Source organism: Paraburkholderia lebeckiae (assembly GCF_050436325.1).
GTDB classification, from domain to species: domain Bacteria; phylum Pseudomonadota; class Gammaproteobacteria; order Burkholderiales; family Burkholderiaceae; genus Paraburkholderia; species Paraburkholderia tuberum.
On the sequence record NZ_JBNDLZ010000002.1, the window covers coordinates 1,022,488 to 1,043,515 of the forward strand.

Consider the following 21,028-nt stretch of genomic DNA (forward strand, 5'->3'; position numbering starts at 1 on the left):
ACTGACATTCATCATAACGCGCATGCGCGGTTCAACTCTTCAATTCTTCGCTTAACGTACCGCGATCGACTTGCGTTCTCGCCGCCCTCATCTTTTCCCTGACTTTCAGAACGATGAAGTACTCATAGACCGACTGCAGCGTCGCATACACCAAGCCCGGGTGTCCGTCGAGGAAGCCTCGACGAACGAAGTAAAGTAGAACGAACTTGATCAACGGGCGGCATGGAAGTTGGTAGAACAGGCGCTTTTGATGATAGCGGCGAGTCTGGTAATCGGCCACAAACAGCGCCTTGGAAAGGCTGAACTTGTTACCGTTCGCCTTATTGCGAAGGAACTGATCTGCCTCCAGCGAACTGTAGGCGTTATGCCGTGAAAGCCAGTGCGATAGCCCCTTGCTGAAAGGGAAGTGATCGAGATAGCCGTCGAGCCGGCCAGTCTTGCCATCCACCACGGTGACGGGATTGACGAGCCGTTCATAGTGGATATGCTGGGGTCTGAAAAGCCGAACGAAGTACGGTGAACCCTGCACGTGCCTGAGCCACCTGTCATTGAAGAAGTCGCGGCGTCTAATCTGAAACGCCACCGCATCGCCGGCGTTCGAGACCGCCGTTTCAATCTCCGGTACGAGCAATGGGGGAACGCGCTCGTCGGCATCCAGATACAGCACCCATTCGTGCTTGAATGGGATGTTTTTCAATCCCCAGTTCTGGTGAGTAGACCAGTCGTCGAATGGTCTGGAGATCACGTTCGCGCATACCGAGCGAGCGTACGCGACGGTCCCGTCTGTGCTGAGCGAATCAAATACATGGATATCGTCGGACCACCCGATGACGGTCTCAAGACAACCAGGCAAATCCTGTTCTTCATTCTTCGTCAGCACTAGTACAGACACTTTGCTCATTGGGCTCTCCGTGCTTGACTCTAAGAGAAATCTTCCTTGCTGGCATGCCGGCATACACAGTCCACTCATCCAGCAGACTCCGCGTTACCACTGATCGCGCGCCTACAACCGCTCCCGGTGCGATATGAATGCCAGGGCAAACGAAGACTTCAGAGCACACCCACGCGTCCGATCCCACAATAATCGGCTTTGCCGTTAGCTGAAACGTCGGATGGTTGTAGTCGTGACTTCCTGTACAGAGCTGCGCGCCCTGCGATATCGTGCAACGCTCACCTAACGTGATGCGTTCGATGGAATACAAGTTCACTCCATTGGCAACGCCTGTAAAGTCGCCGATCGAGAGATTCCATGGCGCCCAGATGCGCACACGCGGATAGACGTGAACACCTGCGCCTATAGTGGCCCCGAATAGTCGCAGAATCCAGCGACGCCACGCATGAAAGACACGCGGCGTCGGCACGAAGAAAACGATGTAGATGACGCCCCAAAGAACCCTCCGAAATCTGTTCGACAACGAAAATGAAGGTCCTTGTCTCGAATTGACGCCTTTCAGGATTATGCTCGGACGAACGCCTTCCCGGTTGATTGCATCTTTAGGCATAGACTCCTCTCTCAACGGACCATCGTAGCGTCCACACGGCTCAATACCTGCGGTTGGCGGAAAGCATCAAGCTTTTGGCGGGGTGCTGCCCGCAGCGTGCTGATTGACACATCGCATCCCCAGCAGCAGGAGCATCATAGTTGGATTCGCCCCACCTCCCGTCGGCAAGACGGACGTGGCAAGCAGCTGGAAATTCGCGACACCGAAGAGGTTGAGGTTTTTGTCCACCACGCCATCGGCGGGGCAAGCACCCATGCGAGTCGAACCCGTCGGATGGAAGATGCCTTCTGCGTTATCGATGTTGGCCCAGATTTGCTGTGGCTCGATCGATTTCCATACGCCAAGCGAGGCGAATTTGCTCTTCTCCAAGTTTTTTTAAATAGTTCCGATGTCTCGATTACGTTTTCTTTGTCTTCCGTGGACAACCTCCAGTTGATCTCAGCGAGTGGCAAGCCGAAGCGGTCGCAGCACGTATCGCTGAGAGTGATACGATTGTTGGGAGATGGAAGCTGCTCAACCACCGCATGGACAATCAGGCGCGAGTGAGCGGGAAACAGTAGACGTTTGTTCACGAGCCTCCACCACATGGCGCGCGCAAGCCAGGGGGTATTCGCAATCAAATCGAAGATTACTCGTGGCGGCGGTGACTTACGACGCTGTACATTCCGGAATATCTCCCGTAGCACATCAAAGCCACCGGGTTTCTCAACCTCGAACCCGATGTGGCAGAAACCTGGCGGCAGATGCCGCCGCGCCTCCGCTTGTGGCGCTAGCTCGAAACGAATATTGCGCATTGAACCGGCGGCGCCGAATCGAAAGCCGACGATCTTATTTAGCAAAGCGCTTTCGGAGGCGTCGATTTCCGCTACTTCTGCGGAAATATGATCCGCGAAGTTATGACCGAGCGCAGACGTAAGGGCGGAGACGGCTCCATTGTTCTGACGGTCGATTAGCAATGCCAGACGGGTTGTTTCGATCGCGCCAGCGGCGACGATGAGCTTCCTCCCCGAAATAGCTAGCCTGTCACCATTTTGCGATACCGCTTCCAGTCGGACGCCTTCAGTCTGAGTTTTGATTTTGACGACATGGGCATTCAACCAGACCTGAAGGTTGGCTGCCGCAGCGACGTCAGCGTCCAACAACGCCGCTACATTGCGCTTCGGGAATTCTGGCCACTTGGCGAAACGATTGACATGGGTCCCACCGAACTCGAACGGAAAGGAGACGTCGGAATACAGGCCCGGTTCCAGGGAGAATAGCCGCTCGACGTCACCGATGAAAGGGGTTAGTTCATCGAGTGAGATCGGCCAGTGGGCATTGCAGAGATCAGAGTTTTGGAAGGGAATGAGGGCACCGCCCCATCGCATCGAGGTACCGCCCAGGCATCGGAAACGTCCGTGCGAGGCACCCTTGTAGAACATCCCCTGCTGGACGACTTCATTGAGCGGATGCGTGTCCTCTTCCTGGCGCAATCCGCCGGTTTCCAGGCAGATGACGGTTGCGCCTGTCTTGCGCGCCAGTAGTACGCTGATCGGTAGGCCGACGGTTCCCGCGCCGATGACTATGAAATCGGCTGCCCGCGAAATCGCGCCCTGCCCGCCCAGGTCATTGAGCATTGGCCGTTTCCTCCACGAGCCGGGCATATTGCTGCAGCCTGGCCAACTGCTTCGTGCTAGCGATGATTGCGCCATTCGTATTGCGAAGTAGTGCCCGACGCAGAACCTCTGTCACGGACAGCGGCGACCCCTCCTTGCGGGGCGCGGAGACATAACCGTAAGTGATCTGGAAGGGCTTGCGGTAGCAGGTCAGTACGTCAGCCTCCCGACCGGTGAGACTGTCGTGGACCTGAATGAAACGGGTCAGTTCGGAGCCGGCAGCGAGGAACGGTTCGACCTTATCCGTAGTTAGCGCGAGGCCGAAAGTACGGACCGTTCCGTCGCGTAGGAGACTCTCGAGCCATTTCAACCATTCATCAGTATCGAGCAGGGAAAGTTCAGGCTCGCGCAGCGCGTAGATGTCGATAGAGTCACGCTTCAGACGACGCAAACTGCCCTCGAGTGTTCTCTTCGCTCGGGCGACTGAGAAATCCACCGTTGGACCCGAGACGGCCTTTATGAAGCGCCCTGTCGCCTTGCGAACAAAAACAGCGGGCCCGCTTTGCTCCTCGCCGCCGGGCGAATAGATACCGACTTTGGTGGTGACAGTGACCTCCGGTCGTGCTTTGAGAACGTTGCCAAGATCGCGCTCGGCCAAGCCAAAGCCATAGTAGGGGGCCGTGTCGAAATGGGTGAACCCGGCGTCCACCGCAGAGAATAATAGTCGTCGTCTCGCTTTTTCGGAGCCACTGTTGAAAAGACTGGCGGTGCCGAATATGAATCTCGAAAGTACGATGGGAGTCCCGGTCAACTGAACGCTTTGCACGATTAACTCCCGCTAAATGCTCGTCAAGCCCGCGCCTTGAATTGAATGACGAGAATGTTCTACCGACGATCAGCGTTACCGCGGCGATAAGACGTCAGTTTCTTAGTAAGGTCTGTGCGTAGTCCGCCAGAATAACCGTGTCAGTATCCATGGCATGGTTGTATGAGGTCTCCGTCAAAGCCGCTGTATATCGAGCACTGGATGGGTTAGCACAGCGTGTTCACGCTATCGCATGTGGCGAACTTGAATCTCGTCGACGTGAAAGGAATATAAGCGCCGCGCCCCTGATGCCCCCGGTCAAGACGGAAATTGGCAAGAAGTTGTCGGCTTTCGCCCACCGCGAGTGGAAAGAGACCGGCACCAGGCCTCCTGCGCCCACACGACTAGCGATCATATGTCCTGGCTGGCGAAGCCCATCTAGGCGAGGCACGACAAGCATTTGTCCGACCGGGCAATTGGATATCTGCGATCTTCGAATCAGGAAGGCGAACGCGCAGCTTTGACACAACGCGAATACGAATGCGACTGCGAGCAAGCCACGGAACGATAGCCTCCATCAGAGTCCGAACGCATGGGTCGTACATTCCCGTGCCCAACGCAGACTTGATCTTCTTTTTCCCAAGATGTGGATTACTCAATGAAAGTGCTGATAATCTCGCTCAACTATGCCCCAGAGGTGACAGGGGTGGGAAAATACTCCGCGGAGCTTGCGGAGTGGCTCGCATTACAGGGGCACACGATACGCGTGATAACCGCGTCTCCATACTATCCTGAGTGGCGCATCAAGGCTGGCTATAACGCGTTGACGTACTCGACTGAGCAAATCAACAACGTTTCCGTCATACGCGTTCCCTTCTGGTGCCCCAAGCGCCCGTCGGGTCTGAAGCGCGTGCTACATCTGATGAGCTTCGCGGTCTTCGCGAGTCCGGCCGCCCTATGGCAGATCGCGTGGCGTCCGCACGCCGTGTGGCTCGTAGAGCCACCTTTGTTCGCGTCTCCCGTCGCGTTGTTCGCCGCCCGCGTCGCCAGCGCCTCATGTTGGCTTCATGTACAGGACTACGAAGTCGACGCAGCGTTTCGACTGGGCATACTGAAAGGCCATGTCGCAAGAAAGCTGGCTTTGCGCGTGGAAAGATGGTTGATGTCACGCGCCGACGTCGTCTCGACACCCTCCGCAGCGATGACACGGCTCGCCGTCCAGAAGGGGGTCTCCTCGGAAAAAGCTTTCACCTTTCCCAACTGGGTCGATACTCAACACGCGCATCCAAACAGCACGGACAACCCCTATCGCGCGCAGCTCACCATCGGCCACGGAGCGCTGGTCGTCCTCTACTCAGGCAATCTCGGACTTAAGCAAGGTCTGGAAATCATTGTCGACGCTGCAAAGCTTCTCACGTGGCGCGCGGACATCATGTTCCTGATCTGTGGCGCTGGACCAGCAAAAGATGTCCTGCTCGAAAAGGCCCGTGACGTACCGAACGTCAAGTTTCTCGGGCTGCAACCTAAAGAGCGGTTCAATGAATTGCTATCGCTTGCGGACATACACGTCCTTCCACAGCTTGCAGGCGCCGCGGATCTCGTCATGCCTTCGAAGCTTGGCCCGATGCTGTCGAGCAGCCGACCGGTAATTGCGACTGCGAATGAAGGTACCGAGTTATGGAGCGTCATCAACTCGGTTGGCGTCGCAGTCGAGCCCGGCTCTTTCACGGCGTTGTCACACGCCATCCTTCGTCTCGCCGACGACCCGTCGCTTCGTGCGCGCCTTGGCACTCTCGGACGGCAATACGCCGCATCCAATTTCTCGAAAGAAACGATTCTTCTCCAGTTTGAGGCACGGCTTCGCACCTCAGTTCTCGGCAAACGAGACCTCGGAGACCGCGCAACGACGTAGGCTAGCGCAAATGAGCGAGATCCAGCTTGCTTCGTGGGCCTCACAAGGAATTCTAAGGAGGCAGGGATGAATTCAGAAGGGCTTAGTGCTGACCTTCCCGTAGACTGGACGGATGAGGAGTCGGAGTTCTTTATGCGTGCAGTGGAGGCGATCGCACTGGCCTACAAAGAACAGACCATCACGCTTGAAGAGGCCGGCGACCGGATTTGTATGGTTGCGGTCGCGAGACTCGGTGAAGCCATGGGCATGAATGATTCAATCAGATGTATTAGCCGGGACTAGATCTGAAGCGGCTTCGCCTTGTAGCGCTTTTCGTCCACCCAGACGTCAACACCAGGACTTTTGCAGACCTTCCCTACTAATTCACCAAGGTATGCGGCCAGTTGGACGCGCCGTAGTTTCATTAAGTCAAAACTTAGCCCTGTCCGGCCGATAAAGCCTGAAAGTAATTGGTGGGATTTTTTTTCACGCGGTAAGTTACGGCATGTAACGATATTTACGCGGCGCAACTCCTCATTCTTTCGTTAGTTTATCTTCGAAATCTACGATATGAAGAATATCCTCGAACCAGGAATGCCGATATATGAAAATCTCGCTGACTCGCATCAGGCGGAGACTCCCGATATCGTTATACGAAACGGGAAGGCGATGCTTGTTATTACTATTTTTTTCTGATTATCGGGGTTGCCTATATTGCAGTGACGCCTCCGCTATTTTGAAGCGGACACCTTGCGTCTCGACATCGAGGCAAGGCCGCTGCATTTTCCGCTGACAGTCGTTTTTATCGCGCGCCGCGACCTGCATGCCGGGCTTGCACCACCGCCCTTTGGCAACGTATTTTTCTCGCCTGAAACCTTGTCGATTAAAACGGCAAGGACAAATCTGAAAACGAGAGAATCGAAGTCCGACGACACATGGAAATCCTGTCTTCTTTCCGTGTGACGAATAGAAACCTGCCGAATTGGAGGCCGCATGACGCCGATCTTATCTGAGGCGCTAGCACCGCTTGATTGTCCGAGACAGGACATTCGGTCTGTTCAGTGTTCGACAATCGTGAAGCACGTCGCGATTATTTTGTATGACGGATTTTCGTTGCTGGACGCCGGTACGCTCGCCGAAGCTCTGCATGTCGCTAATGAATTGCAATCTCAAAGTTCGAATCATTCCGTGACATATCGCGTGAACCTCATCTCGGCTGGCGGTGGAGGGGTTGCGTGCTCGTCATCGATGATGGTTTGGACAGAGCATTTTTCCACGCGCGATTTCGATCGTCTCGACAACCTCTTCATTCCCAGCGGAAGTGGTGTCGCGCACGCCTCCGTCGACGACAACCTCATTGATCTGTTGCGACTGGTTTGTGCAAGAGGCGTCCGTGTCACCGCGATCGGGAATGGGCACATGGTTTTGTCGGCTGCCGGCGTGGCGCGGTGCGATTGGCCTTCGATGAAGCATGATATCCGTCTCCGATCGTTATCCGCGAGCGCTGCGGAGCATGATCGCGATCAGGCTTTGGTGACCTCGCTCGCACTGCTCAAGATGGATCTGGGAGCGGACTTGGCCGCGCGCGTGGCGGACCGTCTCGGCGCGGATGGCGGGCGTACATTGGCCCCCGCGTTCGATGAGATGGATGGAAAGACGCTCGCCGAGAAAGCACGTGCGTCGGCGCGTTGGATCGTCCAGAACTGCGCGAAGCCCATATCGGTGGGCGATGCGGCGCGCACGTCTTCGATGAGTGAGCGCAATTTCCTGCGTCTGTTCAAACGGGAGCTCGGTGTTACGCCTTCAAAGTACCTTCTTGGTGCGCGGCTCGATCTTACGTGCAAGCTGCTCGCCAACAGCGATCTTCCGGTGGACAAGATCGCTCGTAGAACGGGTCTTAGCAACGGAGAGAGACTGTCGAAGCTTTTCCGTAAAGAGCTCTCGATGTCGCCTACTGAATTCCGGACGCAGAGTCGACGAAGGAGTTGACGTACGAACAGCAATCCAGATGCGCAAGTGGGGAGTCACGTCAAGCGCACCGGTGAACCGCCCCGGGAATCGTGGAGGCTGGTTGGTTTAAGTTAATGCGAGTTCGGCGACCGTTGTTTCAAGTTGCCGATAGTAGTTTGTATATGAACGTCTCCCGTTTGAGCAAGCTCTCTTGTGCGTAGACGGACAGGATGGGTTGCAGCTGTATATCCGGCCTTGCTGCAGCTGGTCCTTCCGCTGCGGGCCACTATGGAATCCGCTGACCCGCACCTCATTTTTCTCACGAGCTCGGAGCTCCTGGAGCCATTCAGGTTTAGCGAATCACGGTCCGACCTGTGTTGCCATCACTCTCGATTCCCAACGCAACCTTCTCCTTGCTTGAGTTTACCTGCTCAGCAAGGGATTCGTTTTTCGGGGGCAAGCTCAAACCTGTTCAACCACAAGAAGGCTCGCTACCGGGGCCTGGCTAAAACGGTGCGCAGTACGATACCTTGTTTGCGCTGGGCAATCTGGTGATTGCAAAGAAAGCGTTGTTGCAATCAATGGAGAACTCCGTCTGCGGGGCGGCATAAAGCGCAAAAACAGTGGTGAAAGCCCTGCAGAAATGAATATTCGCACTGGCTAGTGGGCAAATCCGCTGGCGGTTCGCGACAGAATCCGCATCGTGCGAACAGCGCTGCACGATCCTTCTTTGTTCAGCGTTTCCTTAACGTCTTTAGCGTTTTACGCCAATCATTTGGCGGAAATGGTTCATCTGGTCTTGTAGTATCGAAGCGAGATGACACGTATGATCGGTGATGCCTTCTAGGCCTTCTAGGCCATGCAGTTATACATAAATGTCGGCATCACCCTTAACGCGTAACCCACGCCGTGTTTAGACAGCAACATGAACCTCTTTGACTCCAAGTCAGATTGTTTTGACGCCAGGTTTTCCATTGCTGTTGCCGCCGAGGAATCCGCCGGGTTGGACTGCCAATCGTTCCGCAAGCATGCTCATTCGCGTGTCCAGACGCGCATCGCTGAGGCTCGTTGCTTGAATTCCGTCTCTGTCCAGTGCGTCGATGCTGGTTCCAATGCATCACCCAGAACGAGAGTAAAAGTCAAATGCCAAATTATTCAAGCGCCGCACTATGTCGCTGAATGTAAATACCTGTTCTCAAACCGAGCGTCGGCGGGAGAGATTTCGTATAACTGATATGCTGGAGGGCATATGCATCAAATTCTGAGTCCGATTGGCACTAAAATTGAAATTCCGGAAGTTGAGGCCGAGAACGGGACTACCTTCCAATTGACGGATCTGGTCGGCGCCAAGCGCTATTACGAAGAAAACGGCTACGTTGTTGTGCGCAACGTGGTCGATCCGGATATCTGCGATTCCATTCGCGGGGCTTTCGACCACACGGTCAAGCGCTATCCGGGATACATCTACCGTCAGGCCACCGCGAATCCAGAAAAGAACAGGATCAACGAGCACGGCTTCGTGATGAATCCGTTGCTCAATCTTCAGTCACTGAGTGACGCGGACTTCGCGCCGCTAAAGCGACTCGCTGTAAGTGTGTTTGCGAGCGCGCCCATTAAGTCCGTCAACCGGGAACTCTTTTCGGAAGAGGGGACGCTCGTTCAGAGCATGTATTTCGAGGGCAACTCGGAAACCTGGCCCCATCAGGACACGTATTACCTCGACAGCGAGAGCATCGGCACGATGGCTGCCTGCTGGTACGCCCTCGAGGACATTGATGCGGGCGCGGGCCGGTTCTTCGTGGTGCCGAAGAGTCATCGCATCGACATGGCGAAGAACGGGAAGAATTTTGATGTGGCGTTCAATCACGATCGCTACAAGCAACTGGTCAAGAAAATCCTGACGGAACATCGGCTTGAGTTTCGTGCGCCGTTCCTGCAAAAGGGCGACGTCCTGTTCTGGAACGCCAAGACGATTCACGGCAGTTTGCGCACGACGCGCCCGCAGTTTTCCCGCAGCTCACTGACATCGCACTTCATCCCAGCGTCTCATCGGTTCCTGCAGTTTCAGTCGAAAATCAAGCCTTTGCAGCTGCGAGAGTTCGACGGCATGGCATTTCATTGTCCCAAGGACATGGATCGTTTTTCCAGCAGAGTGGTCATGGGAGTGGAAACCACCTTTCCGAAGACGTTCCAGATGACCAAGAGATTGGCCATCAAGGTGTTGGTGAAGTGATGCACTCGGGGACGCTCGCGGGAAAAGGGAACTATGACCTTGCCCCCGTTTGACGAATCCCATAGCTGGAGGAATTACGCGGCTTCGCCTCGCTGAGTTGCGAACCAGTTCTTCTCGAATGTCATGGGGCTGACGTAGTCGAGTGTCGAGTGTAACCGGCGCGCATTGTAAAAGCCGAGCCAATCAATCACCTCATCCATTGCAGAACGCCGCGTGGCGAAGTGTCGTCCATGCATGCGTGCTACTTTCAGCGAACCCCACAGACTCTCGGTCGGCGCATTGACGCTCCTATGTCAAGCGACACGCGTCGAATCGGCCAGATCTGCCAGGATGAGCGGGTACAGCTCCCGGACGATATAGCGCTTCAGGCAGCGGTGGATTTCCTTGTTCGACATGCCTTCCTTTGTCCGGCAAGAAACGATTCTTCTCCAGTTTGAGGCACGGCTTCGCAGCTCAGTTCTCGGCAAACGAGACCTCGGAGACCGCGCGACGACGTAGGCCCACTTAACAGTCTTCCGGATCCGGTGCTAGCGCAAAGGAGCGAGATCCAGCTTGCTTCGTGGGCCTCACAAGGAATTCTAAGGAGGCAGGGATGAATTCAGAAGGGCTTAGTGCTGACCTTCCCGTAGACTGGACGGATGAGGAGTCGGAGTTCTTTATGCGTGCAGTGGAGGCGATCGCACTGGCCTACAAAGAACAGACCATCACGCTTGAAGAGGCCGGCGACCGGATTTGTATGGTTGCGGTCGCGAGACTCGGTGAAGCCATGGGCATGAATGATTCAATCAGATGTATTAGCCGGGACTAGATCTGAAGCGGCTTCGCCTTGTAGCGCTTTTCGTCCACCCAGACGTCAACACCAGGACTTTTGCAGACCTTCCCTACTAATTCACCAAGGTATGCGGCCAGTTGGACGCGCCGTAGTTTCATTAAGTCAAAACTTAGCCCTGTCCGGCCGATAAAGCCTGAAAGTAATTGGTGGGATTTTTTTTCACGCGGTAAGTTACGGCATGTAACGATATTTACGCGGCGCAACTCCTCATTCTTTCGTTAGTTTATCTTCAAAGTCTACGATATGAAGAATACGCTCGAACCAGGAATACCGATATATGAAAATCTCGCTGACTCGCATCAGGCGGAGACTCCCGATATCGTTATACGAAACGGGAAGGCGATGCTTGTTATTACTATTTTCTTTCTGATTATCGGGGTTGCCTATATTGCAGTGACGCCTCCGCTATTTTGAAACGGACACCTTGCATCTCGACATTGAGGCAAGGCCGCTGCATTTTCCGCTGACAGTCGTTTTTATCGCGCGCCGCGACCTGGATGCCGGGCTTGCACCACCGCCCTTTGGCAACGTATTTTTCTCGCCTGAAACCTTGTCGATTAAAACGGCAAGGATAAATCTGAAAACGAGAGAATCGAAGTCCGACGACACATGGAAATCCTGTCTTCTTTCCGTGTGACGAATAGAAACCTGCTGAATTGGAGGCCGCATGACGCCAATCTTATCTGAGGCGCTAGCACCGCTTGATTGTCCGAGACAGGACATTCGGTCTGTTCAGTGTTCGACAATCGTGAAGCACGTGGCGATTATTTTGTATGACGGATTTTCGTTGCTGGACGCCGGTACGCTCGCCGAAGCTCTGCATGTCGCTAATGAATTGCAATCTCAAAGTTCGAATCATTCCGTGACATATCGCGTGAACCTCATCTCGGCTGGCGGTGGAGGGGTTGCGTGCTCGTCATCGATGATGGTTTGGACAGAGCATTTTTCCACGCGCGATTTCGATCGTCTCGACAACCTCTTCATTCCCAGCGGAAGTGGTGTCGCGCACGCCTCCGTCGACGACAACCTCATTGATCTGTTGCGACTGGTTTGTGCAAGAGGCGTCCGTGTCACCGCGATCGGGAATGGGCACATGGTTTTGTCGGCTGCCGGCGTGGCGCGGTGCGATTGGCCTTCGATGAAGCATGATATCCGTCTCCGATCGTTATCCGCGAGCGCTGCGGAGCATGATCGCGATCAGGCTTTGGTGACCTCGCTCGCACTGCTCAAGATGGATCTGGGAGCGGACTTGGCCGCGCGCGTGGCGGACCGTCTCGGCGCGGATGGCGGGCGTACATTGGCCCCCGCGTTCGATGAGATGGATGGAAAGACGCTCGCCGAGAAAGCACGTGCGTCGGCGCGTTGGATCGTCCAGAACTGCGCGAAGCCCATATCGGTGGGCGATGCGGCGCGCACGTCTTCGATGAGTGAGCGCAATTTCCTGCGTCTGTTCAAACGGGAGCTCGGTGTTACGCCTTCAAAGTACCTTCTTGGTGCGCGGCTCGATCTTACGTGCAAGCTGCTCGCCAACAGCGATCTTCCGGTGGACAAGATCGCTCGTAGAACCGGTCTTAGCAACGGAGAGAGACTGTCGAAGCTTTTCCGTAAAGAGCTCTCGATGTCGCCTACTGAGTTCCGGACGCAGAGTCGACGAAAGAGTTGACGTACGAACAGCAATCCAGATGCGCAAGTGTGGAGTCACGTCAAGCGCACCGGTGAACCGGCAAGTGTGGAGTCACGTCAAGCGCACCGGTGAACCGCCCCGGAATCATCGAGGCTGGTTGGTTTAAGTTAATGCGAGTTCGGCGACCGTTGTTTCAAGTTGCCGATAGTCGTTTGTATATGAACGTCTCCCGTTTGAGCAAGCTCTCTTGTGCGTAGACGGACAGGATGGGTTGCAGCTGTATATCCGGCCTTGCTGCAGCTGGTTCTTCCGCTGCGGGCCACTATGGAATCCGCTGACCCGCACCTCATTTTTCTCACGAGCTCGGAGCTCTTGGAGCCATTCAGGTTTAGCGAATCACGGTCCGACCTGTGTTGCCATCACTCTCGAGCCCCAACGCAACCTTCGACGCTCCACTTCAACAGAGTCAATTTCTTACGAGAAGTTTCCCACTTCCGCCGGATGTATGCTCACGTATCCCTTCTGGTACGGACGATCATTGGCTAGTACCGCCCAGATCGTCCGCGCCATTCTGTTTGCCAGTGCGACAATCACCACGTTCGGATGCCGCCGCTTTTTCAGCTGCTCGACCCATGCGCCTGGTTATTTCGCATTTATCAACACACCGCGTGCACCGTGGATTAGCAGCGTTCGCAAATATGTGTCGCCGCGCTTACCTTATGCCGTGAAGGTTTACCTTGCCACCCGATCCGGTCTGCTTCGGCACCAGTCCCGCCCACGCGGCAAAATCCCGCCCCGATCGAAACGCCTTCGCGTCGCCTATCATCGCAACCGCCGCGGTCGCGGTCAGCAACCCCGCGCCGGGGATCTCACTGATCGCCTTTACGGCATGATCGTCCTTCTTCCATTCGCGCATCCGGCGTTCGATCGCTGCGATCTGCTCGTCCAGCTTCGTCAGCCCGTTCCATTGCTCACGCAACGTGTCGATGAGCACTGCGGGTAACCGTTCCGCAACCCGGACAAGAATCTCGGGTATCGCCTTGTCAATCGACGCCCGTCCTTTAGCCGTAACTTCGCCGTACTCGGTTAGCCGTCCGCGCAAGCCGTTGATTTGCATGGTCCGGAACTTCACAAGTTGCTCGCGCATGCGATGCAGCGCCAGCATTGCCTGCTGCATTTCAGTTTTCACCACAACGGCCTTGCCAGGCTGCTGCACAGCAAGCCAGATCGCCCGGGCGTCCGCTGCGTCGTTCTTGTTTCGGATGTTGAATGCCTTCACGAATTCTCCTGGCATCAACTTGACTTGATGGCCCATCTTCACCAGTGTCCGCGCCCAGTGGTGCGCACCACCGCACGCTTCCATGCCGATAAGGCAAGGCAACCGGTTCGCAAAATGTTCGAGTAACGCCGCACGTTTGATTGGTTTGTTCACGATCTCGCCCGTGTCCTCGTCCACGTAGTGCACCTGGAAGACCGTCTTTGCAATATCGATTCCAACTGGCGTCAGCTTCATCTCGGCCTCTCCAGTTTGCCTTTGAACATCCACATAATCTTGCACCATGAGCATGCCCATGCCATAGGCCCGTGAAAGTCGACCTTGGTTACCTGCGAAATTCCTACCATTTCCTCAAGCGGGAGGCGCCCATACCATTTTTCTCAAGAGTTGGAGCCTCCACCAAATCCGGGGCGGTTCAGTTTAGAGCGTTGCTCCGAAAATGCGGACTTTTTGTATGTCGATACCTATCGCCCCATCCGCAGTAGTGTTTTCACCCATATCGTTAAGTTACGATATATGATTCGTTCTGTAGCGATGCATGTCGCGCGCGCCATGCGGCGTGCCGGTTGCCGAATCACCTGAAAACCATCCACATGACGCCCGATTTCGACGCGATCCACAAAGCGCTGGCCAACCCGGTCCGCCGGGAGATTCTCGGCTGGCTGCGCGAGCCGCACGCGCATTTCGCCGATCAGGAGCTGCCGCTCGACCACGGCGTGTGCGCGGGCAAGATCGACTCGCGCTGTGGCCTGTCGCAGTCCACCGTGTCGGCGCACCTGGCCGCGTTGCAGCGCGCGGGTCTCGTCACGTCGAAACGGGTTGGTCAATGGGTGTTTTTCAAGCGCAACGAGCCCGTCATTCAGGCATTCCTCGAATACATGAACACGAAGCTCTGAGCGCCGCATTCGCATCGCCGCGCTTCCTTTTTCACGCAGTTTTTTGAGGCTCGGGCCTTGCCCGCCGCCAAAGGTGAACTCTTATGCCGACTCTTTTCGATCCGCTGCAAATTGGTGATATCACGCTGCCGAACCGCATCATCATGGCGCCGCTCACGCGTCAGCGCGCCGAGGAAATCCGCGTGCCGAACGCATTGATGGCGCGCTACTACGCCGAGCGCGCGAGCGCCGGTCTGATCCTCAGCGAAGCGACGTCGGTCACGCCGCAAGGCGTCGGCTACGCCGAAACGCCGGGCATCTGGTCGCAGGAGCAGGTCGAAGGCTGGAAGCTCGTCACGCAGGCCGTGCACGACGCGGGCGGCAAGATCTTCCTGCAGCTGTGGCACGTCGGCCGTATTTCGGATCCGCTGTTCCTGAACGGCGAGCTGCCGGTCGCGCCGAGCGCGATCGCGGCGGGTGGTCACGTGAGCCTCGTGCGTCCCGAGCGTCCGTTCGTGACGCCGCGCGCGCTCGGCCTCGATGAAATCGCCGGTGTCGTCGAAGCGTTCCGCAAGGGCGCGGAAAACGCCAAGGCCGCGGGCTTCGATGGCGTCGAAGTGCACGGCGCGAACGGCTATCTGCTCGACCAGTTCCTGCAGGACAGCACCAACAAGCGTACCGATGCCTACGGCGGCCCGATCGAAAACCGCGCGCGTCTGCTGCTCGAAGTCACCGACGCGTGCATCAGCGTGTGGGGCGCAAACCGCGTCGGCGTGCATCTCGCGCCGCGCCGCGATGCGCACACGATGGGCGATTCCGATCCGGCCGCAACGTTCGGCTATGTCGCGCGCGAACTCGGCAAGCGCAAGATCGCGTTTATCGCGGCACGTGAAGCGCTCGGCGACGACCGCCTCGGCCCGCAGTTGAAGGAAGCGTTCGGCGGCCCGTATATCGCGAACGAGAAGTTCACGAAGGAAAGCGCGCAGCAGGTGCTCGACGCCGGTGAAGCGGATGCGGTGGCCTGGGGTCAGCTGTTCATCGCGAATCCGGATCTGGTGCGCCGCTTCGCTGAAGATGCGCCGCTGAACAAGCCGGTCCCGGCGACGTACTATGCGCGCGGCGAAGTCGGCTACACCGATTATCCGGCGCTCGAAACGGTGTAATCGGTAGCGTCAGCGGGCTCATGTCCGCTGTATGAAATGACAAAGCGGCGGGCGTGACTGAATTCCAGTCACGCCCGCCGCTTTTTGTGCGCTAGACAAGCTCGCGCCGCATAAACACCCGTTTCGATTCATCGAGCCCGCGCGCGATATGCGCGTCGCGCCGCGCGAGCAACGCCGCGTCGAGTTCCGACGTGTCGAGATCGCGAAACCCGAGCCGCCGGTAATACGGCGCATTCCACGGCACGTCGCGATACGTCGACAGCACCAGCTGTGTCAATTGTCGCGCGCGCGCGATTCGCGCGACCTCTTCGATCAATGCCGCGCCGATGCGCCTGCCCGCGTGCGAGGTCAACACATCGAGTTCCTGAACGTAGATGCGCGTCGGCTGCGGCTCGAACATCACGAAGCCCGCGCAGATCGTCTGCTGGTCGAGCGCGACGATGATCTCGCGCGCCTCGATCTTGCGCTCGACGACCTCGCGCGCCATAGGCGGCGCATCGGCAACCCCGGTCATGCCGACGCTGACGAAACGCAGGCCCGCTTCGAATTCGATGGCACGAATCGTTTCGGCTTCGTGCGACGCGGCAAAACGGAAGGTGATGGCGGAATCGTGCGACATGGCGTTGCGTCCGATGATGACCGCCCCGAGTTTGACATCGGCATCGCAACATCGACAAGCGGCATATGGCAAAAACTCGCGCAAACGCCCTGCACGCATGCTCGCGGGACTACACTCATCACATCCGAACGCCACCTGAGGCCACGCCAAGATGAACCTGATGAATGTGCTGCAGATCGCGCTGCACCTCGATCAGCACCTGAGCGCGCTGATCGTGCAGTTCGGCACGGCAATCTACGCACTGCTGTTTGTCGTCGTGTTCGTCGAATACGGTTTTCTGCCGCTGTTCTTTCTGCCCGGCGATCCGCTGATCTTCATCTGCGGCGCGCTCGCGGCCACCGGCGCATTGAACGTGTGGATCATCGCGCCCGTGCTGTTCGTCGCGACGGTGGCCGGCAGCAGCGTCGGGTACGCAATCGGCCATGCGGTCGGCGACAAGGTCTATACCCGCAACTACTACTGGCTCAATCGCGATGCGCTGCGCCGCGCCCACGTGTTCAGCGAGACGCGCGGCCGCCTGACCTTCCTGCTGTCGCCATTCATCGCCGTGGTGCGCACGTTCGCGCCGTTCGCCGCGGGCGTGTCGCGCATGACGTTCTCACGCTTCGTCGCGTTCGTCACCGCGGGCGCGGCGCTGTGGGTGGTCTCGCTGATCGCGGGCGGCTATCTGTTCGGCAACGTGCCGGTGGTGCGCGAGCATCTGAGTTCGCTGGTGTTGCTGGGCCTCGCGCTCGGCGGTGCGATGCTCGTCGGCGGAGCGGTATGGCGCTTTTTCAACCGGCGCATGCGGGCGCGCTGAGGCCATCGTGGCGACGTTTCGGCGTACGGCCTCCCGCCACCTCAAAACTTGACCCGGGCGAGATACGAAGGTAACCTTATCAGGAAACCTTCACATCATGTCATCGCACGAGTTCACCGCATGACCAAATCCCCTCCCGCAGTTACGCCGGAAGAACTTCATACGCTCGCCGAAGATCTGCGCGTGCTGGCGGGCAAGCTGCGCCGGCGTCTGCGCGAAGAGTCGCATGTCGGCGACTTCACGCCGTCGCAGGTGCAGGTGCTGAGCCTGCTGGAACGCGAAGGCCCGGCCACCGTCACCTCGCTCGCGCGTGCGCACGGCATGCGGCCGCAGTCGATGGGAGAAACGCTCGCGGTACTGAAAGCGGCGGGGCTCGTCAGCGGCACGCCCGATCCTAACGATGGACGGCAGACGGTTCTGTCGCTGACACCCTCCTTTCGCAAGAAGGTCAAGGCAAGCCGCGCGGCACGCGAAGACTGGCTGTACCGCACGATTCAAACGCGTTTCACGGCAGCCGAACAGCAACAACTCGCGACGGGCGTCGATCTGCTGAAACGCCTCGTCGATTTGTAACTCGCGATTCGCGCACACGCGTCTCGCCACTCGCAGGAGCACTTCATGGCACTCACTACTCTCGACGCCAAAACCGCACTGGTCGTCGTCGACCTGCAGCGCGGCATCGTCGCGCTGCCCACCGCCCCCCATCCGGCCAGCGAAATCGTCGAACGCTCGGTTACGCTGCTCGACGCGTTCCGCCGCCATGGCCTGCCCGTCGTGCTCGTGAACGTCACCGCCGGCGCACCGGGCCGCACCGACCAGGGTCGCCGCTCCGCCGACTTCCCGCCCGACTTCGCCGAGCTTCTGCCCGAACTGAAGCAGCAGCCGTCTGACCATCTGGTCACGAAGCGCACGTGGGGCGCCTTCACGAACACGGACCTGGCCGCGTATCTGCAACAGCAAGGCGTCACGCAAGTGGTGCTCGTCGGTGTCGCGACCAGCATCGGTGTCGAATCGACCGCGCGCTTCGCGAGCGAGGCGGGCCTGAACGTCACGCTCGTCGTCGACGCGATGACCGATCTGAACGCCGACGCGCACACAAACAGCATCACGCGCATCTTCCCGCGCCTCGGCGAAACCGGCACGACGCGGGAAGTACTCGATCTGCTCGAACGTTCGCGCGCTTAAAGCCTGAATCGAAGCGGGCCGCTACCCGCATGCGCCCCACCCGCGTTGAGGAAACCCCTGTCGTGAGCACCACGTTCCGTTCGCTGCGCATATTCAACTATCGCGTCTGGGCGAGCGGCGCGATCGTCTCGAACATCGGCACATGGATGCAGCGCACGGCGCAGGACTGGCTCGTGCTTACCGAGCTTACGCATCACAACGCGACGGCGGTGGGCATCGTGATGTCGCTGCAGTTCGGGCCGCAGATGCTGTTGCTGCCGCTCACCGGCTACGCGGCCGATCACTTCGACCGCCGCAAGCTGCTGTTCGCGACCCAGGCGGCAATGGGTACGCTGGCGCTCGCGCTCGGTCTGCTCACGGTCACGGGGCTCGTGCAGCTATGGCAGGTCTACGTATTCGCGGGCCTGCTCGGCTGTGTGACCGCGTTCGACTCCCCCGCACGCCAAACCTTCGTATCCGACCTCGTCGGCGAACGCGATCTCGCGAATGCCGTCGCGCTGAACTCCACGTCGTTCAACGCCGCGCGCATGCTCGGGCCAGCGGTCGCGGGTCTGTTGATCGCGTCGGTGGGCAGTGGCTGGGTGTTTCTGATCAACGCGCTTTCGTTCGTCGCCGTGCTCGGTGCACTGCGCATGCTGCGGCTCGACCAGTTACATATCAAGCCGCGCAATGTGCGCTCGCGCGGCAGCTTCGTCGAAGGCTTCAAATATGTCTGGACACGCCCCGATCTGAAGGCGGCGCTCCTGATGCTGTTCCTGATTGGCACCTTCGGCCTGAACTTCCCGATCTTCATCTCGACGATGTCCGTCACCGCGTTCCGTGCGGGCGCGGGCGAGTACGGCGTGCTCAGCTCGACGATGGCGATTGGCTCGGTCACCGGCGCTCTGCTCGCCGCGCGCCGCGCGCGGCCCACCATGGGGCTGCTGCTCGGCGCCGGCGCGATGTTCGGCGTCGGCTGCACGGCGGCTGCGCTGATGCCGAACTACGTGCTGTTCGGCATCGTGCTGATCGCGATCGGCGTGTCGACGCAGACCTTCACCACCTCGACCAATAGCCTCGTGCAACTGACCACCGAACCGGCCATGCGCGGCCGCGTGATCGCGATCCTGCTCGCGATCGCGCTCGGCGGCACACCGCTCGGCGCGCCGGTGGTCGGCTGGGTCGCCGACCGTTTCGGGCCACGCTGGGCGCTCGGCGTCGGCGCTGCATCTGGCTTCGGCGCGGCGCTCGTCGGACTTGTCTATCTGATGCGATACCGGCAACTGCGTTTCTATCGCGAAGGCTGGCGCCTGCATTACAGCATCGAAGATCCGCGGCCCGTCACGGCCACCACGGTCATTCCCGACTCCATAACGACGGTTCAGCGTAGCGAGCTGGACGAGGCGGAAGAGGATACGGCTTCGAGCGTGTAAAAGCGCAAGCGTGTGAGCACCGGATCCAGGCAGGCGCGGCGTAGCTCAGAGTCCGCCCACGTCGCGCGTCACCAGTGCATACGGTCCGCGCGTCAGCTGCTCCCTGAGAAACTCGATGCACACCTGAATCCGTGCCGACGACGACAAACGCTCGGCCGTCACCGCCCATACATCGGCGGATTGCCGATAGTCGGGCAGCACGCGCACCAGTTCGCCCGCGCGCAGGCTCTCGGCCACGTCCCAGATCGACACCATCACGATCCCGTATCCCTCCTTCGCCCACTGCACGACGATGTCGCTCAGATTCGACGCGACCGTGCCCGTCACCTTCACGCTCCTTTCGCCATGCGGCCCGCTCAGGCGCCAGACCCCGAAGCGGTCGTCGCGGCCGCGAAACAGCAGGCAATCGTGGCCAGTCAGATCGTTGAGTTCCACCGGCGCGCCGTGCCGCTCGAGATAAGCTGGCGACGCGCACAGAATGCGCGCGCTCTCCACCATCTTGTGCGCGATCAGATGTGGCTCCTGCACTTCGCCCACGCGCACGTCGATATCGAAGTTCTCGCCGACGACATCCGCGCGCCGATCCAGCAGCTCGAGCCAGATTTCGAGCTTCGGGTGGCGCTCGCGCAGCATCGCGAGAATCGGCGAGACGTGCTTGCGGCCGAGCCGCAAACTCGTGCTGATGCGCAATAGACCGCTCAGCTCGGTGCGGCGATCGGCGAATGCGTCGGCCATCCCCTGCACGTCATCGAGAATTTTTTGCGCCCACTGCAGGGCCGCTTCGCCGTCGCTCGTCACGCTGACCCGGCGCGTGGTGCGCTGAAACAACTTCACGCCGAGACCGGCTTCGAGCATTGCGATGCGCTTGCTCACATGCGACGGGGACAGCCCCATCTCCGTGGACGCCGCGACAAAACTGCCGCGCCGCGCGATATGGCAGAACAACTGCAGATCGCGCAGGAAGGATTCATTCGTGGCTGTGAGCGCATTCTGAGTTTGCATCTGGACGCATTGTGTCGGCGCATAACGCTATTACCCTAGCGCCGACGGATTGGTTGGGCAAGGGGCAGTCGTTTGAATGCTGGCTTGAATGCAATGCCCGGCGCACTCAGGCTGTGGTTAACCCGGAGTGCATCGCGGCCGCTCGTGACACGCGTCGATCCATCCCCGTTGTGCCGCACCGCGGCAACCAGACCAGGAAAATCCTGGCTTGCGCGGCGCCCGTTTAAAGGCGCCAATGATTCAGCCGTAGAAGCTGACAAAAACA

The 21,028-nt window shown here is 58.3% G+C and carries 20 protein-coding genes and 4 pseudogenes; 15 read left to right on the plus strand and 9 right to left on the minus strand.

Features of this window, described 5'->3' with window-relative positions; genetic code table 11:
• Positions 1–31: 31 nt before the first annotated feature.
• The 4 genes from OKW44_RS07730 to OKW44_RS07745 form a co-directional block, all read right to left on the minus strand.
• Complete coding sequence (locus tag OKW44_RS07730; protein WP_018424985.1) at positions 32–901, minus strand: glycosyltransferase family 2 protein; 870 nt, start codon at positions 899–901, stop codon at positions 32–34.
• A complete protein-coding gene (locus OKW44_RS07735) occupies positions 864–1,502 on the minus strand; it encodes an LbetaH domain-containing protein (protein WP_343219857.1) in 639 nt (212 codons plus the stop codon). The genes OKW44_RS07730 and OKW44_RS07735 overlap by 38 nt, the downstream gene beginning before the upstream one ends.
• A 66-nt stretch (positions 1,503–1,568) precedes the next feature.
• Positions 1,569–1,757: a GMC oxidoreductase gene (locus tag OKW44_RS07740; RefSeq protein ID WP_429410836.1), complete on the minus strand. Its 189-nt coding sequence runs from the start codon at positions 1,755–1,757 to the stop codon at positions 1,569–1,571.
• Between the two features lie 1,350 nt (positions 1,758–3,107).
• Positions 3,108–3,923 (minus strand): aldo/keto reductase, encoded by an 816-nt coding sequence (locus tag OKW44_RS07745; RefSeq protein ID WP_051103851.1) that lies wholly within the window; start codon positions 3,921–3,923, stop codon positions 3,108–3,110.
• 637 nt (positions 3,924–4,560) lie between these two features.
• Here OKW44_RS07745 and OKW44_RS07750 point away from each other — a divergent pair.
• From OKW44_RS07750 to OKW44_RS07775, 6 genes and pseudogenes are all read left to right on the plus strand, one after another.
• Positions 4,561–5,814: a glycosyltransferase WbuB gene (locus tag OKW44_RS07750; RefSeq protein ID WP_018424984.1), complete on the plus strand. Its 1,254-nt coding sequence runs from the start codon at positions 4,561–4,563 to the stop codon at positions 5,812–5,814.
• A 66-nt stretch (positions 5,815–5,880) separates the two neighbouring features.
• A complete protein-coding gene (locus OKW44_RS07755; RefSeq protein ID WP_018424979.1) occupies positions 5,881–6,096 on the plus strand; it encodes a hypothetical protein in 216 nt (71 codons plus the stop codon).
• A gap of 447 nt (positions 6,097–6,543) precedes the next feature.
• The gene (locus OKW44_RS07760; protein ID WP_162634105.1) at positions 6,544–6,756 is read left to right on the plus strand and encodes a hypothetical protein; all 213 of its coding nucleotides are present in this window, start codon (positions 6,544–6,546) and stop codon (positions 6,754–6,756) included.
• 111 nt (positions 6,757–6,867) lie between these two features.
• On the plus strand, positions 6,868–7,782 hold the full coding sequence (locus tag OKW44_RS07765) for a GlxA family transcriptional regulator (RefSeq protein ID WP_239499264.1): 915 nt from the start codon (positions 6,868–6,870) through the stop codon (positions 7,780–7,782).
• A gap of 426 nt (positions 7,783–8,208) precedes the next feature.
• Positions 8,209–8,354 (plus strand): annotated as a pseudogene (locus tag OKW44_RS07770) (IS5/IS1182 family transposase); the annotation flags it as partial.
• 638 nt (positions 8,355–8,992) lie between these two features.
• Positions 8,993–9,976, plus strand: a complete 984-nt coding sequence (locus tag OKW44_RS07775; protein ID WP_018424982.1) for a phytanoyl-CoA dioxygenase family protein — start codon at positions 8,993–8,995, stop codon at positions 9,974–9,976.
• 74 nt (positions 9,977–10,050) lie between these two features.
• Here OKW44_RS07775 and OKW44_RS07780 read toward each other — a convergent pair.
• Together OKW44_RS07780 and OKW44_RS07785 are read right to left on the minus strand one after the other, a co-directional pair.
• Positions 10,051–10,257, minus strand: a pseudogene (locus OKW44_RS07780) (IS3 family transposase); the annotation flags it as partial.
• A 12-nt stretch (positions 10,258–10,269) separates the two neighbouring features.
• Positions 10,270–10,404: pseudogene (locus OKW44_RS07785) on the minus strand (IS110 family RNA-guided transposase); the annotation flags it as partial.
• A 164-nt stretch (positions 10,405–10,568) separates the two neighbouring features.
• Between OKW44_RS07785 and OKW44_RS07790 the strand changes: the two are divergent.
• From OKW44_RS07790 to OKW44_RS07800, 3 genes are all read left to right on the plus strand, one after another.
• Positions 10,569–10,784, plus strand: coding sequence for a hypothetical protein (locus OKW44_RS07790; RefSeq protein ID WP_018424979.1), 216 nt, complete (start codon positions 10,569–10,571; stop codon positions 10,782–10,784).
• Positions 10,785–11,232: 448 nt separating this feature from the next.
• Positions 11,233–11,445, plus strand: a complete 213-nt coding sequence (locus OKW44_RS07795) for a hypothetical protein (RefSeq protein ID WP_162634104.1) — start codon at positions 11,233–11,235, stop codon at positions 11,443–11,445.
• Positions 11,446–11,565: 120 nt separating this feature from the next.
• On the plus strand, positions 11,566–12,471 hold the full coding sequence (locus OKW44_RS07800) for a GlxA family transcriptional regulator (RefSeq protein WP_239499263.1): 906 nt from the start codon (positions 11,566–11,568) through the stop codon (positions 12,469–12,471).
• 435 nt (positions 12,472–12,906) lie between these two features.
• Here the strand turns inward: OKW44_RS07800 and OKW44_RS07805 are convergent.
• Positions 12,907–13,945: pseudogene (locus tag OKW44_RS07805) on the minus strand (IS110 family RNA-guided transposase).
• Positions 13,946–14,301: 356 nt separating this feature from the next.
• On the opposite strand from OKW44_RS07805, the gene OKW44_RS07810 reads away from it, so the two are divergent.
• Together OKW44_RS07810 and OKW44_RS07815 are read left to right on the plus strand one after the other, a co-directional pair.
• Positions 14,302–14,604 carry an ArsR/SmtB family transcription factor gene (locus OKW44_RS07810; RefSeq protein WP_018424976.1) on the plus strand — a complete coding sequence of 101 codons (303 nt, stop codon included), beginning with the start codon at positions 14,302–14,304 and terminating at the stop codon, positions 14,602–14,604.
• Positions 14,605–14,687: 83 nt separating this feature from the next.
• Positions 14,688–15,746 (plus strand): alkene reductase, encoded by a 1,059-nt coding sequence (locus tag OKW44_RS07815; protein WP_018424975.1) that lies wholly within the window; start codon positions 14,688–14,690, stop codon positions 15,744–15,746.
• A gap of 91 nt (positions 15,747–15,837) precedes the next feature.
• On the opposite strand, the gene OKW44_RS07820 is transcribed toward OKW44_RS07815, so the two are convergent.
• Positions 15,838–16,365 carry a GNAT family N-acetyltransferase gene (locus OKW44_RS07820; protein ID WP_018424974.1) on the minus strand — a complete coding sequence of 176 codons (528 nt, stop codon included), beginning with the start codon at positions 16,363–16,365 and terminating at the stop codon, positions 15,838–15,840.
• A gap of 151 nt (positions 16,366–16,516) precedes the next feature.
• Between OKW44_RS07820 and OKW44_RS07825 the strand changes: the two genes are divergently transcribed.
• The 4 genes from OKW44_RS07825 to OKW44_RS07840 all read left to right on the plus strand — a co-directional run bounded on the left by OKW44_RS07825 (position 16,517) and on the right by OKW44_RS07840 (position 19,761).
• The gene (locus OKW44_RS07825) at positions 16,517–17,164 is read left to right on the plus strand and encodes a VTT domain-containing protein (RefSeq protein ID WP_018424973.1); all 648 of its coding nucleotides are present in this window, start codon (positions 16,517–16,519) and stop codon (positions 17,162–17,164) included.
• 120 nt (positions 17,165–17,284) lie between these two features.
• Positions 17,285–17,737: a MarR family winged helix-turn-helix transcriptional regulator gene (locus OKW44_RS07830; protein ID WP_018424972.1), complete on the plus strand. Its 453-nt coding sequence runs from the start codon at positions 17,285–17,287 to the stop codon at positions 17,735–17,737.
• A gap of 45 nt (positions 17,738–17,782) precedes the next feature.
• Positions 17,783–18,349 (plus strand): isochorismatase family protein, encoded by a 567-nt coding sequence (locus OKW44_RS07835; RefSeq protein ID WP_018424971.1) that lies wholly within the window; start codon positions 17,783–17,785, stop codon positions 18,347–18,349.
• A gap of 62 nt (positions 18,350–18,411) precedes the next feature.
• Positions 18,412–19,761 carry an MFS transporter gene (locus OKW44_RS07840; protein WP_018424970.1) on the plus strand — a complete coding sequence of 450 codons (1,350 nt, stop codon included), beginning with the start codon at positions 18,412–18,414 and terminating at the stop codon, positions 19,759–19,761.
• Between the two features lie 45 nt (positions 19,762–19,806).
• Here the strand turns inward: OKW44_RS07840 and OKW44_RS07845 are convergent, their stop codons facing one another.
• A complete protein-coding gene (locus OKW44_RS07845; RefSeq protein ID WP_018424969.1) occupies positions 19,807–20,763 on the minus strand; it encodes a LysR family transcriptional regulator in 957 nt (318 codons plus the stop codon).
• Positions 20,764–21,028: the final 265 nt, after the last annotated feature.

Bases quoted from the DNA above. Each gene is read 5' to 3' on its own strand.
- OKW44_RS07730 (WP_018424985.1), bottom strand. From the start codon at position 901: ATGAGCAAAGTGTCTGTACTAGTGCTGACGAAGAATGAAGAACAGGAT.
- OKW44_RS07735 (WP_343219857.1), bottom strand. From the start codon at position 1,502: ATGCCTAAAGATGCAATCAACCGGGAAGGCGTTCGTCCGAGCATAATC.
- OKW44_RS07740 (WP_429410836.1), bottom strand. From the start codon at position 1,757: ATGGGTGCTTGCCCCGCCGATGGCGTGGTGGACAAAAACCTCAACCTC.
- OKW44_RS07750 (WP_018424984.1), top strand. From the start codon at position 4,561: ATGAAAGTGCTGATAATCTCGCTCAACTATGCCCCAGAGGTGACAGGG.
- OKW44_RS07755 (WP_018424979.1), top strand. From the start codon at position 5,881: ATGAATTCAGAAGGGCTTAGTGCTGACCTTCCCGTAGACTGGACGGAT.
- OKW44_RS07775 (WP_018424982.1), top strand. From the start codon at position 8,993: ATGCATCAAATTCTGAGTCCGATTGGCACTAAAATTGAAATTCCGGAA.
- OKW44_RS07790 (WP_018424979.1), top strand. From the start codon at position 10,569: ATGAATTCAGAAGGGCTTAGTGCTGACCTTCCCGTAGACTGGACGGAT.
- OKW44_RS07810 (WP_018424976.1), top strand. From the start codon at position 14,302: ATGACGCCCGATTTCGACGCGATCCACAAAGCGCTGGCCAACCCGGTC.
- OKW44_RS07815 (WP_018424975.1), top strand. From the start codon at position 14,688: ATGCCGACTCTTTTCGATCCGCTGCAAATTGGTGATATCACGCTGCCG.
- OKW44_RS07820 (WP_018424974.1), bottom strand. From the start codon at position 16,365: ATGTCGCACGATTCCGCCATCACCTTCCGTTTTGCCGCGTCGCACGAA.
- OKW44_RS07825 (WP_018424973.1), top strand. From the start codon at position 16,517: ATGAACCTGATGAATGTGCTGCAGATCGCGCTGCACCTCGATCAGCAC.
- OKW44_RS07830 (WP_018424972.1), top strand. From the start codon at position 17,285: ATGACCAAATCCCCTCCCGCAGTTACGCCGGAAGAACTTCATACGCTC.
- OKW44_RS07835 (WP_018424971.1), top strand. From the start codon at position 17,783: ATGGCACTCACTACTCTCGACGCCAAAACCGCACTGGTCGTCGTCGAC.
- OKW44_RS07845 (WP_018424969.1), bottom strand. From the start codon at position 20,763: ATGCAAACTCAGAATGCGCTCACAGCCACGAATGAATCCTTCCTGCGC.